General features: G+C 65.3%; 14 protein-coding genes. All 14 read left to right on the plus strand.

The features are described from left to right. The 14 genes from P9A16_RS18085 (at position 1) to P9A16_RS18150 (ending at position 14,929) form a co-directional block, all read left to right on the plus strand. A complete protein-coding gene (locus tag P9A16_RS18085) occupies positions 1–1,002 on the plus strand; it encodes an ABC transporter permease (RefSeq protein WP_278025826.1) in 1,002 nt (333 codons plus the stop codon). Further along, entirely contained in the window at positions 1,002–1,787 is a 786-nt protein-coding gene (locus tag P9A16_RS18090) for an ABC transporter ATP-binding protein (protein ID WP_023512621.1), read from the plus strand. The genes P9A16_RS18085 and P9A16_RS18090 overlap by 1 nt, the downstream gene beginning before the upstream one ends. Next, complete coding sequence (locus tag P9A16_RS18095; RefSeq protein WP_278025827.1) at positions 1,777–2,076, plus strand: hypothetical protein; 300 nt, start codon at positions 1,777–1,779, stop codon at positions 2,074–2,076. Before P9A16_RS18090 ends, P9A16_RS18095 begins: the two co-directional genes overlap by 11 nt. 27 nt (positions 2,077–2,103) lie before the next feature. After that, positions 2,104–3,465, plus strand: coding sequence for an O-acetylhomoserine aminocarboxypropyltransferase/cysteine synthase family protein (locus tag P9A16_RS18100; protein ID WP_278025828.1), 1,362 nt, complete (start codon positions 2,104–2,106; stop codon positions 3,463–3,465). Positions 3,466–3,688: 223 nt separating this feature from the next. Beyond that, positions 3,689–4,921, plus strand: coding sequence for an acyl-CoA dehydrogenase family protein (locus P9A16_RS18105; RefSeq protein ID WP_278025829.1), 1,233 nt, complete (start codon positions 3,689–3,691; stop codon positions 4,919–4,921). A 5-nt stretch (positions 4,922–4,926) separates the two neighbouring features. Continuing rightward, positions 4,927–5,973 (plus strand): methionine ABC transporter ATP-binding protein, encoded by a 1,047-nt coding sequence (locus P9A16_RS18110; protein WP_278025830.1) that lies wholly within the window; start codon positions 4,927–4,929, stop codon positions 5,971–5,973. After that, positions 5,963–6,622: a methionine ABC transporter permease gene (locus P9A16_RS18115; RefSeq protein ID WP_278025831.1), complete on the plus strand. Its 660-nt coding sequence runs from the start codon at positions 5,963–5,965 to the stop codon at positions 6,620–6,622. The genes P9A16_RS18110 and P9A16_RS18115 overlap by 11 nt, the downstream gene beginning before the upstream one ends. A 20-nt stretch (positions 6,623–6,642) precedes the next feature. Next, positions 6,643–7,455, plus strand: a complete 813-nt coding sequence (locus P9A16_RS18120) for a MetQ/NlpA family ABC transporter substrate-binding protein (protein WP_278025832.1) — start codon at positions 6,643–6,645, stop codon at positions 7,453–7,455. A 72-nt stretch (positions 7,456–7,527) separates the two neighbouring features. After that, positions 7,528–8,793, plus strand: coding sequence for an SfnB family sulfur acquisition oxidoreductase (locus tag P9A16_RS18125; RefSeq protein WP_278025833.1), 1,266 nt, complete (start codon positions 7,528–7,530; stop codon positions 8,791–8,793). A 32-nt stretch (positions 8,794–8,825) separates the two neighbouring features. Then, complete coding sequence (locus P9A16_RS18130) at positions 8,826–10,193, plus strand: LLM class flavin-dependent oxidoreductase (protein WP_278025834.1); 1,368 nt, start codon at positions 8,826–8,828, stop codon at positions 10,191–10,193. A gap of 172 nt (positions 10,194–10,365) precedes the next feature. Next, positions 10,366–11,109 carry a hypothetical protein gene (locus P9A16_RS18135; RefSeq protein WP_278025835.1) on the plus strand — a complete coding sequence of 248 codons (744 nt, stop codon included), beginning with the start codon at positions 10,366–10,368 and terminating at the stop codon, positions 11,107–11,109. Positions 11,110–11,248: 139 nt separating this feature from the next. Next, complete coding sequence (locus P9A16_RS18140) at positions 11,249–12,253, plus strand: sugar ABC transporter substrate-binding protein (protein WP_430441210.1); 1,005 nt, start codon at positions 11,249–11,251, stop codon at positions 12,251–12,253. Between the two features lie 104 nt (positions 12,254–12,357). Further along, on the plus strand, positions 12,358–13,890 hold the full coding sequence (locus P9A16_RS18145; RefSeq protein ID WP_278025836.1) for a sugar ABC transporter ATP-binding protein: 1,533 nt from the start codon (positions 12,358–12,360) through the stop codon (positions 13,888–13,890). Continuing rightward, positions 13,880–14,929: an ABC transporter permease gene (locus P9A16_RS18150; RefSeq protein ID WP_278025837.1), complete on the plus strand. Its 1,050-nt coding sequence runs from the start codon at positions 13,880–13,882 to the stop codon at positions 14,927–14,929. Before P9A16_RS18145 ends, P9A16_RS18150 begins: the two co-directional genes overlap by 11 nt.

Here is a 14,929-nt window from a genome sequence, read left to right on the forward strand (position 1 = left end):
ATGAGCACGGCGATCGAGGAAACCTTCGGCGGGGCAGGGCGGCGTTCGCTTGCCCTTCCTTTTTCGGGCATCTGGCGCAACGGGCTTTGGGCGGCCGGCACATGGTCTCTTGCCGCAGCGCTCACCTACGGCCTGCCCGATGTCATTGTCTGGGGGGCGACGGAGCTGTTTGCTGCCGTCACGCTCGCCGGCGCGGGGATTTTTCTCGTGCTGTCGGTCACGGTCGGCAGGCTTGGCCGCGTCGGGCAAACGCTCATCCATTACGGGCCGTGGTTCATCGTGCTCGGCCTCTGGCTCTCTGCCTGGGAAGTGCTGACGGCCAAGCTCGGCTGGCTGCCGAAACCGTTCTTTTCGCCGCCGCAGGGCCTCCTGCATGTCTATGTCACGGACTGGGACAGGCTGCTGATCTGCATCGCCTATACGGGGCGCCTCTGGGCTCTCGGTTTCTTCTCGGGCGTTCTTGTCGGCTTTGCCGGCGGCGTCGCGCTCGGCTGGTCGAGGCGTTTCGCCTATTGGGGCATGCCGCTTTTGAAGCTGATCGGGCCGGTACCGGCGAGTGCCTGGATCCCCTGCACCTTCTTCCTCTTCCCGTCGACCTTCCACGCCTCCATCTTCCTCGTGGCGCTGGCATCGGGCATTCCGGTTGCCATCCTCACCGCGGCCGGGGTCAGCCAGGTGAACCGTTCCTTCTATGACGTCGCCCGCACGCTCGGCGCGGACAACCGTTTCCTTATTTTCAAGGTTGCGATCCCTGCCTCGCTGCCGAATGTCTTCGTCGGGCTCTTTATGGGGCTCTACTATTCCTTCGCCGTTCTGGTTGTGGCCGAGATGCTCGGTGCCAAGTTCGGGCTCGGCTGGTATCTCCAGTTCAACACGGCCTACTCGGCCTATGCCAATGTCTATGCCGCCCTCATCGTCATGGCATTGATCTGCGCGGGGCTCGTGCGGCTTCTCTTCCTCGTGCGTGATGAATTGCTCGGCTGGCAGAAGGGGATCCTCTGATGGCGCTCGCCCTTCCAGAAGCCCCCGCCGCCAGCATTGCGCTCGATGTGGAAGGCGTTTCCCACCGCTATGCGCTCGATGGCAAGGAGCTGCAGGTTCTCGACGATGTGAGCCTGAGGATTGTGCCCGGCGAGTTCGTCGCCCTGCTCGGCCCTTCGGGTTGCGGGAAGTCCACGCTGCTGCGCCTTGCCGCCGGGCTGGAGACGCCGACGGCCGGCAGGGTGCTGGAGGACGGTCGCCCGGTCACCGCGCCGAACCCGGATCGTATCCTGGTCTTCCAGGATGCGACGCTGTTTCCCTGGCGCACGGTGCGCGCCAATATCGCAACGGGTCTGGAAGCGCGGGGCCTCATCCGCGAGCGGGAATACCGCATCGACGAGGTGCTGAAGCTCGTCAAGCTGGAAGGCTTTGCTGATTTTTATCCGCACCAACTCTCGGGCGGCATGGCCCAGCGCGCCGCGCTCGCCCGGGCGCTGGTCAACGATCCCAAGCTGCTGCTGCTGGATGAGCCTTTCGGCAAGCTCGACTCCCTGACGCGGCTCAGAATGCAGAACGAACTCCTTGAACTGTGGAAGAGCGCCGGCTTCACCGCGCTGCTCGTCACGCACGATGTCGAGGAGGCGTTGCTTCTGGCCGATCGTGTGATCGTGCTCTCCGACAGGCCTGCCGCCATCGTCGCCGAGGTGCGGGTCGACCGGCCGCATCCACGCCGAAGGGACGACGCAAACCTCATCGCGCTGCGCCGCACGCTTCTCGAAACGCTCGGAATTTCCCATGACGTCTAGCGCGCGCCTCGGCCAGCATGTCGTTGCCCTTGCCGGCGCCGTCCTCGCCATCGCCGCCACCGGCTGGTGGTGGCTGATCTTCAGCAAGGTCGTCGAGAGCGACTATCTCACCGTTCGCCAGGCCGTAACATGCCTTGCGGGCGCAAGTGATCTCTGCGCGCTCGCCCAGGCGCTCTGCACCAACGACCATGTCTACGGCATCCGGTGGTACGCGCCGGAAGCCTTCTGGGCCGCAGCAAGCATCCTTGTCGCGGGCGTGGTTCTGTCCGTCCGCCCCTCCCACGCCTGAGCGCGCCCTACCAAAAGGAGAAATGCAATGACGATCCATCAATCCCCGGAGGCCGCCGAGCAGGATATCGTGACCGTCCCGGCCGGAACCGCCACCTTCAAGAGCCGCCATCCGGAAACCATCGCCCTGCACGGCGGCAGCTTCCGTTACGACCCGACGAGTGGTGCGGTCGCGGTGCCAATCTACCAGACCTCGTCTTTCCAGTTGCCCCGTACGGATGGCGCCGACAAGCTCTTCGCCCTCGAGGCGCCGGGGCATCTCTACACCCGTGTTTCCAACCCGACGCAGGACGCCTTCGAGCAGCGCCTTGCCGAGCTGGAGGGTGGCGCGGCCGCTCTGGCACTCGCCTCCGGCCAGGCCGCCTCGGCCTTTGCGATCCTCAATGTCGCCCGCGCCGGCGACAATATCGTCAGCGCCGCCGGTCTCTATGGGGGCACCTGGGCGCTCTTCGCCGCCACCCTGAAGAGCTTCGGCATCGAGACCCGCTTTGTCGATGCGTCCGACCCCGAAGCCTTCGAGACGGCGACGGATGCGCGCACGCGTGCCTATTATGCCGAATCCTTGCCGAACCCGAAGCTGGAGGTCTTCCCGATAGCGGAGGTTGCCGCCATTGGCCGCCGCCACGGCATTCCGCTGATCGTCGACAACACCGCCGCCCCCCTCGTCATCCGTCCACTGGAGCATGGTGCGGCCATCGTCGTCTATTCGACGACCAAATATATCGGCGGTCACGGTACCTCGATCGGCGGCGCGATCATCGACAGCGGTACTTTCCCCTGGACGGAGAACCCGGCCCGCCAGCCGAACCTCACCGAACCGGATGCGAGCTACCAGGGCAAGACCTGGATCGAGAAGGCGGCGGCCATCGGCTTCCACCCCTACATCCTGCGCGCCCGCGCCGTGCTTCTGCGCGATCTCGGTGCCGCCATCAGCCCGCAAAATGCCTTTCAGTTCATCCAGGGCCTTGAAACCCTGCCGCTGCGCCTGCGCCAGCACAACGAGAACGCGGTAAAGGTCGCGGACTTCCTGAAGGGCCATGCCAAGGTCGATCGCGTCATCTTCCCGAAATTCCAGGAGGGCGCCGCGAAGGCGCGTGCGGACAAATATTTCAAGCAAGGCCACTTCGGTGCGCTGGTCGGTTTCGAGCTGAAGGGCGGGAGGGAGGCCGGCCGTCGCTTCATCGACAGCCTTCAGCTTTTCTATCACCTCGCCAATATCGGCGATGCGCGCTCGCTGGCGATCCACCCCTCGACGACCACCCACTCGCAGCTCTCGCTGGAAGACCAGCAGGCGACCGGCGTCACGCCCGGTTATGTGCGCCTCTCCATCGGCCTCGAACATCCCGATGACCTGATCACCGATCTTGAAAGAGCCATCGCGCTGGCCTGAAGCCGGCCGGCTTGATCGGTGTATGACCCCGGCGCTGCCTCCTCGCGCCGGGGTCTTTTGTTTGGGCCGTCCCCGAACCGTCTGCGGAAAGAAACAGCATTCCATTTTATAGTATATAAAAAAGATAGAATTTCTGTATTTCGCTCGCGCGATGGCTACTCTCCTCGTCAATTCCAAGCGTGCCCCGCCCGCAAGGCCGGCACGGCAGCGACGAGTAGAATGCATGACGCAGATCGAGAATGCCTGGGGCGCCGGCCCCGGTGAAGCCTATGAGGCGCTCGCCGCGCCGTTCCGGCCGATTTTCGCCGAGATCGCCGCGGAGGCGACAAGGCGCGACCTGGAGCGTGACCTGCCGCACAAGGCGATCCGCCTGCTGAAGGAAGCCGGCTTCGGCGCGGTGCGCCTGCCGGTGGCAGCGGGCGGCAAGGGCGCGAGCCTGCCGCAGTTCTTCAACCTCCTGATCGAGCTTTCCGCCGCCGATTCCAACATCACGCAGGCGCTACGCGGTCATTTCGGCTTTGCCGAGGATATCCTGAACACCAGGGATGCGGCACGCCAGTCCCTCTGGTTCGGCCGCATCGGCCGCGGCGAGATCACCGGCAACGCCTGGAGCGAGATCGGCACGGGCGCGGCGCTCGAGCGCTTCTCCACCAACGTTGCCGAAAAGGACGGCCGGCTCGTCCTCAACGGCGCGAAATATTACACGACGGGCTCGTTCTTTGCCGACTGGATCGATGTCGGCGCATCCAATGCGGAGGGCGAGGGCATCTCGGTCGCCGTGCGCCGCGAGGCCGCCGGCGTCGAGGTGATCGACGACTGGGACGGTTTCGGCCAGACGCTGACGGCAAGCGGTACCACCACCTTCCGCGACGTCGCCGTCGAACCTGAGGACGTCGTCATCGACGACGAGCGCTTCAAATATTCCGCCGCCTTCTACCAGCTCGTGCATCTCGCCACCCTCGCCGGCATTGGCCGGGCGATTACCGCCGACGTCGCCAAAGCCGTGGCGGAGCGCCGCCGCACCTATACCCACGCCGCCGCCGCGCGCTCCAGCGAGGATACGCAGGTCCTTCAGGTCGTCGGGCGCATCCGCGCCGCAGCCTATGCGGCGGGCGCGATCACCCTTCAGGCCGCCGCCAGCCTCGAACGGGCCTTCGCGGCGCATTTCGAGGACGACCCGGAGGCCGAGGAAAAGGCCAATGCCGTCGCCGAGCTGGAAGCCGCGCAGGCCCAGACGGTCGTCTCCGACCTCATCCTCGACGCCTCGACCCTGCTCTTCGACGCGCTCGGCGCGTCCGCCACCAAGAAGTCCGCCGGCCTCGACCGCCACTGGCGCAACGCCCGCACGCTCGCCTCGCACAATCCGCGCATCTACAAGCACCGCATCATTGGTGATTTCGCCGTCAACGGCACGCCGCCGCCCTACCAATGGCGCATCGGCGCCAGCGCGGGCTGACGGCGATGATAAGGCTCGAACGCATCACCAAGAGTTTTCCCGGCAAGGAGGGCGCCGTCGCCGCGCTCGACGGGGTCGACCTCTCCATCGCCAAGGGCGAGATTTTTGGCGTTATTGGCTCCTCCGGCGCGGGAAAATCCACGCTGGTGCGGCTCATCAACCTCCTGGAGCGTCCGGGCGGCGGCGATGTCTTCGTTGCCGGCGAGCGGGTGACGGACGCAAGCGGCGCGCGCCTTCGCGCGCTGCGCCGGTCGATCGGCATGGTCTTCCAGCATTTCAATCTCTTGAGCGCCCGCACCGTCGCCGGCAATGTCGCCTATCCGCTGGAGCTGACCGGCGACTACGGCAGGATCGAGATCGCCGAGCGCGTTGCCGCGCTGCTCGCCCGCGTCGGCCTCACCGAACATGCGCAAAAATATCCGCGCCAGCTTTCCGGCGGGCAGAAGCAGCGCGTCGGCATCGCACGGGCGCTCGCCTGCGAACCCTCGGTCCTGCTCTGCGACGAGGCGACCAGCGCGCTCGACCCGCAGACAACAGGCGCGGTGCTCGATCTCCTGCGCCAGATCAACCGCGACCTCGGCGTCACCATCGTGCTCATCACCCATGAGATGGACGTCATCCGCCGCACCTGCGACCGCGTCGCCGTGCTCGATCGCGGCCGCGTGGTGGAGGAGGGGCCGGTGACCGACGTCTTCCTGCATCCGCGCCACCCCGCAACCTTGCGCCTGGTGCGCGAGGCCGAGCCGGACGGCGGTTCGCTCGACGCCGTCGCCGATCCCGGCGGCCGCACGGTGCGCCTCACCTTCACGGGGCCGGCGGCGCACAGGCCCATCCTCGGCCGCATCGCCCGCGAAAACCTCGTCGATTACGCGATCCTCGCCGGCCGCATCGGGCATATCCGCGAGACGCCCTATGCGCAGTTCATCGTCTCGCTCAGCGGGCGGGACGTGGCGGGCGCCATTGCGGGGCTGGAGGTGAGCGGCGTCGATGTGGAATTGCAGGGCGGCGCGCCGTTCGCCGTGATCGAGGAAAGGCCGCGCCATGTCGTTTGACAACATCTATTGGGGCGATATCGGCGCTGCGCTCGGGCAGACGCTCGCCATGGTCGGCGGCGCGCTGCTGCTCACCGTTCTCGTCGGCCTGCCGCTCGGCGTCCTGCTCTTCCTTACCGGTCGGCAGCAGCTCTTCCAGGCGCCGGTCGCCTATGGCGGGCTGTCCTTCGTGCTGAACATCATCCGGTCGGTGCCCTTCATCATCCTGCTCATCGTGCTGATGCCGGTCACCGTCCTTGTCACGGGCACCTCGCTCGGCATTCGCGGCGTCATCTTCCCGCTCGTCGTCGGCACCGCGCCCTTCTTCGCGCGGCTGGTCGAGACGGCGCTGCGCGAGGTCGACCGCGGCGTCATCGAGGCGAGCCTCGCCATGGGCGCTTCCACCAGCCAGACGATCCTGCGCGCCGTGCTGCCCGAAGCGCTGCCGAGCCTCTTGGCGGCCGTCACCGTCACGGCGATCGTGCTGGTCGACTATACGGCGATGTCCGGCGCGATCGGCGGCGGCGGGCTCGGCGACCTTGCCATCCGCTATGGCTACCACCGGTTCCAGACCGAAATCATGCTGGTCTGCGTCGCTATCCTCATCGTCTTCGTCCAGCTCATCCAGGCGAGCGGCAACCGTCTCGTCACCCGTTTTTCCCGCAAATGACCCGCGCCAGGAGGACCCCCATGCGCATCCTGAAATCGCTTACCATTGCCGCCAGCCTCGCGCTCGCCGCTTTCGGCTCCGCCAAGGCGGACGAAACACTCGTCGTCGGCGCCACCGCCATTCCGCACGCGGAAATCCTCGAATTCGTCAAGCCGATCCTCGCCAGGGACGGCCTCGACCTCGATATCCGCGTCTTCACCGATTACATCCAGCCGAACGCCCAGCTCGTCTCCGGCGAACTCGACGCCAACTACTACCAGTACCGGCCGTTCCTCAACGACTACAACAAGCAGCGCGGCACGGAACTCGTGCCGATCGTGCCCGTGCACATCGAGCTCTTCGTCGCCTATTCAACGAAGATCGACGCGGTGGAAAAGCTCGCCGACGGTGCGACCGTCGCGATCCCGAACGATCCGGTCAATGGCGGCCGCGGCCTGCTGCTCCTGCAAAAACTCGGCCTGATCAAGGTTTCCGGCAAGCCGGAGCTGACCTCGCCGGAAGACCCGCTGCCGACCGTCAAGGACGTTGTCGAGAACCCGAAGAACCTGAAGATCGTCGAGCTGGAATCGGCGCTGCTGCCGCGCGCGCTCGGCGAGGTTGACCTCGCGGCACTCAACGGCAACTACGTCTTCGAGGCCAAGCTCGACATCTCCAAGGCGCTGCTGATCGACCGCGGCCAGGACGGCTACAATGTCTGGAGCGAATATCTCGTCACCCGCCCGGAGACCAGGGACGACGCGCGCGTGGCAAAGCTCGCCAAGGCGCTGAACAGCGAAGAGACGCGGAAATTCATCGCGGAGCGCTACAAGGGACAGGTGGTCGCCGCCTTCTGATGTTTGCCTTTCGCCGCCGGGCTGCGCCTTGCCGCAGCCCGGCAACCCCTTTTTGAAGTGACGGCCAAATCCATGACCCCGACCCAAGCCACCGCCAGACAAACCCCTGTCGATCCCGCGCCCGGCGAAGCCGGCTGGCTGCCTGCGCCGCCAGCAAGGCCCGCCCATGTCATCCAAGACGACGCGGAGGCGATCGCTGTTGCGGAACGGCTGAAGCCGCTCTTCGCCGCCGAGGCCGGGGAGCGCGACCGCGAGCGGCGTCTGCCCTTCGCCGAAGTCGATCTCTTCTCCGAAAGCGGCCTCTGGGGTATCACCATCCCGAAGGAATACGGCGGGGCGGGCGTCTCGCAGGTCACGCTGGCAAGGGTTTTCGCGACGCTTGCGGCCGGCGATCCCTCGCTGACCCAGATCGCCCAGAACAGTTTCGAGATCATCGACGTCATCCGCCAGACCGGCAGCGAGGCGCAGAAGCGCGCGCTTTTCGGCGCGGTGCTGGCCGGAAAACGGCTCGGCAACGCCTTTTCCGAATTCGGCGGCAAGAACGCCGAGGCCTTCGAGACGAAGCTTGTCCGTGAGGGCGACCAGTTCACCGTCTCCGGCAAAAAATTCTATTCCACCGGCGCGCTCTTCGCTCATCTGGTGCCCATCGTCGCGCTCGATGAGGACGGCCATGTCGTCGTTGCCGTCGCGGACCGGGATGCGGCGGGGCTGGAGGTCGTCAACGACTGGTCGGCCTTCGGCCAGCGCACCACGGCGAGCGGCACGGTGATCCTCGACGCGGTGGCGATCCCGGCGGACCGGGTGCTGCCCGCCCATATCGTCTACGAGAACCAGAGCGCCATTGGCCCACAGAGCCAGCTCATCCACGCGGCGATCGACGCCGGTATCGCCCGCGGCGCCATCGAGGCGACCATCGACCTGGTCCGAAACCACGCCCGTCCGTGGATCGACAGCGGCTCCGACAGGGCGGCGGACGATCCCTATACGATCGCGGCGATTGGCGACCTGAAAATCCGCCTGCACGCCGCCGAGGCGCTGCTGGAGCGCGCCGGCCGCCAGCTCGACGAGACCATCGCTGACGTCACCGACGAGACGATCGCCAAGGCGAAGGTCGCGGTTGCCGAAGCCAAGGTGCTGACGACGGAGGTGGCGCTGGCCGCCGCCAACAAGCTTTTTGAGCTCGCCGGCACGCGCTCGACGCTCGGTGCGCACAATCTCGACCGCTTCTGGCGCGACGCGCGCACCCACACGCTGCATGATCCGGTGCGCTGGAAGTTCCATTCGATCGGCCAATACTACCTCAACGGCGTACAGCCGCCGCTTCATTCCTGGATTTGAACGGGAAGGGCGCGCCGTCCTCCGTAAGAGACATGCGAAAAGAAATCCTCCTCAACGCCTTCACCATGAACTGCGCCGGCCATATCAACCATGGCCTGTGGACCCACCCGCGCGACCAGTCGCACCGCTACACCAAGCTCAACTACTGGACCGAGCTGGCGGCGACGCTGGAGCGCGGCCTGTTCGACGGCGTGTTCCTCGCCGATGTCGTCGGGGTCTATGACGTCTACCAGCAGTCCGTCGACCTGACCCTGCGCGAATCCATCCAGCTTCCGGTCAACGATCCCCTGATGCTGATCTCGGCCATGGCGGCGGTGACGAAGGGGCTCGGCTTCGGCGTCACGGTCAACGTCAATGCGGAGGCGCCGGCGATTTTTGCCCGGCGCATCTCGACGCTCGACCACCTGACGGAGGGCCGCATCGGCTGGAACATCGTCACCGGCTATCTCGACAGCGCCGCGCGGGCGATGGGCGAAAGCGCGCTCGGCGAACACGACCAGCGCTACGACCGAGCCGACGAGTTCCTCGACCTCCTCTACCGGCTCTGGGAGGGAAGCTGGGACGACGACGCCGTCCTCCGCGATCGCCGCGCCCGCGTCTATGCCGACCCCGCCCGCGTGCGGAAAATCCGGCACGAAGGCCAATATTACCGCATGGAAGCCTATCACCTCAGCGAACCCTCGCGCCAGCGCACGCCGGTGCTCTATCAGGCCGGCACTTCCGGCCGGGGCCAAAAATTTGCCGCCCGCCATGCCGAATGTGTCTTCATCTCCCCGCCGGATACGGGCGTCGCCCGCACCGCGGCGCGCGCCATCCGCAAGGGTGCGGTGGAGGCGGGCCGGCGGGCCGAGGATGTGCGCATCTTCGCCGGCCTCACCGTCGTCGTCGACCGCACGGAGAAGGCGGCGAGGGAAAAGTTCGAGGACTATGCGCGCTACGCCAGCCCCGAAGCGGGCCTTGCGCATTTCTCCGCCGGCACGGGCATCGATTTCTCGCAATACGAACCCGACGAGCCGATCACCTACGGCACGGGCAATTTCGTGCAGACCTCGGTCGATCTCGCCCGCGCGCGCGGCTGGACTAAGCGCAGCATCCTCGCCGGCATGGCGCTCGGCGGCCGTTATCCGCTGGTCGTTGGCAATCCCTATCAGGTGGCCGACGCGCTGGAGGCGTGGATCGCCGAGGGCGAGGTGGACGGCTTCAACCTCGCCCGCACCGTCGCGCCCGAAAGCTACAAGGATTTCATCGATCTCGTCATCCCGGTCTTGCAGGAGCGCGGCCGCTACAAGACCGCCTACGCCGCCGGCAGCCTGCGCAACCGTCTTTTCGGCACGGGCGATCGCCTGCCGGACCGCCACCCGGGCGGCGCGTTCCGGGCGAGGGCGGTGGCTGCGGAGTGAGGAGAGTGGTGAGGGAACTTCCGTACTGGTCGTATTCGGCTTGAAGTCAATTTCACCGTCTTGGAACGCCGCTATCTTCACACTCGCGCCGGAGAGCAGAGAATAGATTGACTCCCGATTTCCCTAATGGTTGTGTTTTTGTGGAGCTAAACTTCTAGGGGATGGAGTCGAAATGCCGAAAAAAGAAAATTCGCGTTCGGAGCGAGGGATTTTTTCGGTCCTCTTCGCCGGTTTCGGGCTATGCGGCTGTGCCATTCAGTTGACGCCACCAACTCCGCAACAAACTGTAGACGTGGTTGTCGTGATCAACACCCTGAAGTGTGAGCTGGCGCAATATCTGACGAACCCCTCAATCACAAAAAATGACAAGTTGAGATTGAAGGGTGGAACGATCGCGGCAACTCTTTCACTCAATGTCGTTGATACCCAATCTGCCGGCATCTCGGTGGAGGCAGCCAAGCTTCTGGTCTTTGGAACGGGGACATCGGGCCCAACGCTGGGTGGTGGCTACAAGGTGAAGCGAACGGTGAATACGAACTTCACCATCAACATGAAGGCGGAGGCCGCGAACCAGAATGCTTGTCTTGACAAAAAGAGGATGGGAAATGGTGTCGGTCTCTACACTTGGCTTGAGACAATAAGCGGTCAGCTGCGGGGTGCTCCGGCTTACGAGCCAAAGGCAACAATGGGTGCTTTTAACTACGAATTGGTGTTTGGGGTCACGAGAAACACCAATGCCAAATTGAAGGCGGATTTCTTGCTTGCGCGCGTTGCCGCCACGCCCGAAATCGCCTGGGAAAGGGATGATGTTCAAGGGGTGAAGCTCGCCTTCGTGCCCGCGCCGATAACCGGCAACCCGGAGTTCTTCACCCTCAAATCGCGTATCGATCCAAAAATTCTGCTCCCAACTGAGTGACGGCCTTTTAAAGGGCTCGTTCGCCCAAGGCGCTCGAATATTCTCCCAACCCGCCCGCATTTTGGAAAATCCTGCCTGTCCTCGCTCGTTAGTCTATATAATTTATAGATTATATGACTATTGATCCAGCGGGGACATCATGACCGACGACACTCTTTCCGGCTTCAACCGCCGCAATCTCCTGAAGCTCACCGCCGTCGCCGGCGTGGTGGCGGGCGCGGGGCTTCTTTCCACGCGCACGGCCGCGGCTGAGGAGGGGCTTTCGTTGAAGGGCAAGCGCATCGGCATCAGCACGGCCGGCACCGATCATTTCTTCGATCTGCAAGCCTATAACGCCCAGATCGAGGAGGTGAAACGCCTTGGCGGCGAGCCGATCGCAGTCGACGCCGGCCGCAACGACGGCAAGCTTGTCTCGCAGCTCCAGACGCTCATCGCCCAGAAGCCGGACGCCATCGTCCAGCTTCTTGGCACGCTCAGTGTCATCGACCCCTGGCTGAAGAAGGCGCGCGATGCGGATATCCCGGTCTTCACCATCGATGTCGGCTCGGTCAACTCGATCAACAATTCCACCTCGGACAACTGGGGCATCGGCAAGGACCTCGCCCTCCAGCTCGTCTCTGACATCGGCGGCGAAGGCAATATCGTCGTCTTCAACGGCTTCTACGGTGTGACACCCTGCGCCATCCGCTACGACCAGTTGGTCAATGTGGTCAAATATTTCCCGAAGGTGCAGATCGTGCAGCCGGAGCTGCGCGACGTGATCCCGAACACCGTCCAGGACGCCTTCACCCAGATCACGGCGATCCTCGCCAAATATCCGGAAAAGGGCTCGATCAAGGCCATCTGGTCGGCTTGGGATATCCCGCAGCTCGGCGCGACGCAGGCGCTCACTGCCGCCGGCCGCACCGAGATCAAGACCTATGGCGTCGATGGCAGCCCGGAAGTGCTCCAACTCGTCGCCGATCCGAATTCGCCGGCCGCCGCCGACGTCGCCCAGCAGCCGGCCGAACTCGGCCGCGTGGCGATCCAGAACGTCGCCCGCCATCTCGCCGGCGACACGCTGCCGCGTGAAACCTACGTGCCGGCGCTCCTCGCCAACAAAGTGAATGTCGGTGACGTCTCCAAAAAGCTCGGCATCGGTTGATTTTTTAGGAGAAGCCCCCTCATCCGGCCCTTTCGGGCCACCTTCTCCCCTCGGGGAGAAGGTGCCGGCAGGCGGATGAGGGAGTTACAACGAGGACAACAGCCATGGCGGACACGGCAAAGAGCGGCGAGGCGATCATCCGCCTCGAAAACATCGTCAAGCGTTTCGGCGGGGCGCAGGCGCTTTCGGGCGCCTCGCTCACCGTTCGGCGTGGCGCGGTGCATGGTCTCGTCGGCCAGAACGGCGCGGGCAAGTCGACGCTGATCAAGCTGATCGCTGGCCTTCACCGGGCGGACGAGGGCACGGTGGAGATCGACGGCAAGACCTATGACCGGCTGACGCCGCATCTTGTGGAAGAACTCGGCGTGCACTTCATCCACCAGGACCGCCTGCTGGTGCCGACCTTCACGGTCGGCGAGGCGCTGTTCCTCGGCCGCGAGCTGCGTTTCCCCGGTACGCCCTTCCTCGACCGCGCGGCGATGCGGCGCAAATCCGCCGAAATCCTCGAACGCTACTTCGGCCTCGCGCTGCCGCATTCCGCGCTGATCGCCGATCTCTCGGCGGCAGAAAAGCAGATCGTGCAGATCACCCGCGCGCTGATCGCCAATCCCAAGGTGCTGGTCTTCGACGAGCCGACCGCCGCGCTCGTCCGGCGCGAGGCGGACCTGCTCTTCCAGCTCATCCGCCGCCTCAGCGCCGAGGGCGTGACGGTGCTCTACATCTCGCATTATCTCGGCGAGATCGTCGATCTCTGCGACACGGTCACCGTGCTGCGCAACGGCCGCGACGTCGCCACCCTGCCGGTCGCAGAAACCTCGGCGGCGGAGATCGGCGCGCTGATGGTCAACCGCGCCATCGGCGACCTCTATCCGAAGCCGGCTGTTGCGCCCGGCGCGGTGATCCTCGACGTCGAAAACCTCGCGCTGGCGGGCCGTTTCGAGGCGGTCTCCCTCACGCTGCGCAAGGGCGAGGTGCTGGGCCTCACCGGCCTCGTCGGCTCGGGAGCCAAGGAGGTGGTGCGCACGCTCTTCGGCCTCGACCGGCCGACCGGGGGTACGGTCCGTGTCAAGGGGGAGACGGTGTTCTCCGCCGATCCCGCCGCCGCCACCGATCGGCGCCTGGCACTGGTACCGGAGGATCGTCGTCGCGACGGCGTCGCGCTCGACCTCTCCGTCACCGAAAACACGACACTTGCCAGCCTCGCCCGGTTTTCCCGTGGGCTGATCGACCGCGGCGCGGAACGCCGCCAGACGCAAGATCTCGTCAAGCGGCTTGAGATCAAGGCCGACGGCGTCGAGGCGCTGGTGAAGACGCTTTCGGGCGGAAACCAGCAGAAGGTGGCGATCGCCAAATGGCTGAGCCGCCAGTCGGAAATCTACCTGCTCGACGAGCCGACGGTCGGCGTCGACATCGGCGCCAAGGTGGAGATCTACCGGCTGATCGGCGAGCTTGCCGAGCGCGGCGCGGCCGTGCTGGTGCTCTCTTCCGATATCGAGGAACTGCTCGGCGTGACCGATCGCCTCCTCGTCTTCTTCCGCGGCCGCGTCACGCGGCAATTCATCTCTTCCGAAACTAGCCCGGGTGAGGTCCTCGCGGATGTCACGGGCGCCCACGAGACGCTTCGCCATGCTGGTTGACGCCCCCTATATTCCGGCCTCCATCATCGAAATCGAGGCGCAGAAGGCTTTCGAGACAGGCAAATCCCACTCCGCTTTCGGCCGCCAGCTCGCCACACTCGCGCTGCGCGGCGGCGCGTTGGCTGTCTTCATTGGCGTTCTCGCGGTCTTCTCCGTAAGCGCGCCGTTTTTCCTCACCGTGGGCAACATCGGTAACGTGCTCGGCCAGTCGGCCATCGCGGGCGTGCTGGCAATCGGACTCACGATCGTCATCATCGCGGGCGGCCCGAATGTCGTGACCGGCGGCATCGACCTGTCGCTCGCCGCCAATATGGGCCTCAGCGCCGCCGTCTACGCCTCGCTGGTTCAGGCCGGGCAGGGTGATGGTGTCGCCATCCTCGGCGCGCTCGGCACGGGGCTCGCCATCGGGGCGGTCAACGCGGCCGCTGTCACGCTCGCCGGCATCGTGCCGCTGCTCGCAACGCTTGCCGTCATGAACGTCGTTGCCGGCCTTGAACTGGTGCTGACACAGAACACCGTCGTCCCCGCCTCGACGGATTTCCTCTCGGCGCTCTCCGCCGGCGGACCGTTCGGTATTCCAGTGCTCGCCTATGTCCTGCTCGGCTTCACGCTCATCGTCGCCGCCGTGGTGCAGTATACGCCGCTCGGCCTTCGCCTCTACGCGGTCGGCGCCTTTCCGGATGCGGCGCGCGCGGCGGGCCAGCCGATCAAAACCTTCGTTGCCGGCTCGTTCCTGGCGAGCGGCCTCACCGGCGGCATTGCCGGCATCCTCTCGGTCTCCTATCTCTCGGGCAGCACCACGGGGGCCGGCGACATGCTGCTGCCGGTCGTCGTCACCGCCCTGCTGGGCACGGTCTTCTCCCGCCGGCTGGTACCGACGATCACGGGCACGCTGCTCTCGGCGCTCTTCGTCGGTTTCCTCGTCAACGGCTTCCAGCTTCTTAACATTTCCAGCACGCTGGTCAGCGGCGTGCAGGGTCTTCTGATCCTGCTCGTCGTCTCCGCTACCACGCTGCTCGGCCGCAAGGAGACCGCCTGA

It is taken from the genome of Shinella sp. 838, from assembly GCF_029623935.1.
Lineage (GTDB): Bacteria > Pseudomonadota > Alphaproteobacteria > Rhizobiales > Rhizobiaceae > Shinella.

Coding starts and splice junctions, on each gene's coding strand:
- P9A16_RS18085 (WP_278025826.1), top strand. CDS start 1: ATGAGCACGGCGATCGAGGAAACCTTCGGCGGGGCAGGGCGGCGTTCG.
- P9A16_RS18090 (WP_023512621.1), top strand. CDS start 1,002: ATGGCGCTCGCCCTTCCAGAAGCCCCCGCCGCCAGCATTGCGCTCGAT.
- P9A16_RS18095 (WP_278025827.1), top strand. CDS start 1,777: ATGACGTCTAGCGCGCGCCTCGGCCAGCATGTCGTTGCCCTTGCCGGC.
- P9A16_RS18100 (WP_278025828.1), top strand. CDS start 2,104: ATGACGATCCATCAATCCCCGGAGGCCGCCGAGCAGGATATCGTGACC.
- P9A16_RS18105 (WP_278025829.1), top strand. CDS start 3,689: ATGACGCAGATCGAGAATGCCTGGGGCGCCGGCCCCGGTGAAGCCTAT.
- P9A16_RS18110 (WP_278025830.1), top strand. CDS start 4,927: ATGATAAGGCTCGAACGCATCACCAAGAGTTTTCCCGGCAAGGAGGGC.
- P9A16_RS18115 (WP_278025831.1), top strand. CDS start 5,963: ATGTCGTTTGACAACATCTATTGGGGCGATATCGGCGCTGCGCTCGGG.
- P9A16_RS18120 (WP_278025832.1), top strand. CDS start 6,643: ATGCGCATCCTGAAATCGCTTACCATTGCCGCCAGCCTCGCGCTCGCC.
- P9A16_RS18125 (WP_278025833.1), top strand. CDS start 7,528: ATGACCCCGACCCAAGCCACCGCCAGACAAACCCCTGTCGATCCCGCG.
- P9A16_RS18130 (WP_278025834.1), top strand. CDS start 8,826: ATGCGAAAAGAAATCCTCCTCAACGCCTTCACCATGAACTGCGCCGGC.
- P9A16_RS18135 (WP_278025835.1), top strand. CDS start 10,366: ATGCCGAAAAAAGAAAATTCGCGTTCGGAGCGAGGGATTTTTTCGGTC.
- P9A16_RS18140 (WP_430441210.1), top strand. CDS start 11,249: ATGACCGACGACACTCTTTCCGGCTTCAACCGCCGCAATCTCCTGAAG.
- P9A16_RS18145 (WP_278025836.1), top strand. CDS start 12,358: ATGGCGGACACGGCAAAGAGCGGCGAGGCGATCATCCGCCTCGAAAAC.
- P9A16_RS18150 (WP_278025837.1), top strand. CDS start 13,880: ATGCTGGTTGACGCCCCCTATATTCCGGCCTCCATCATCGAAATCGAG.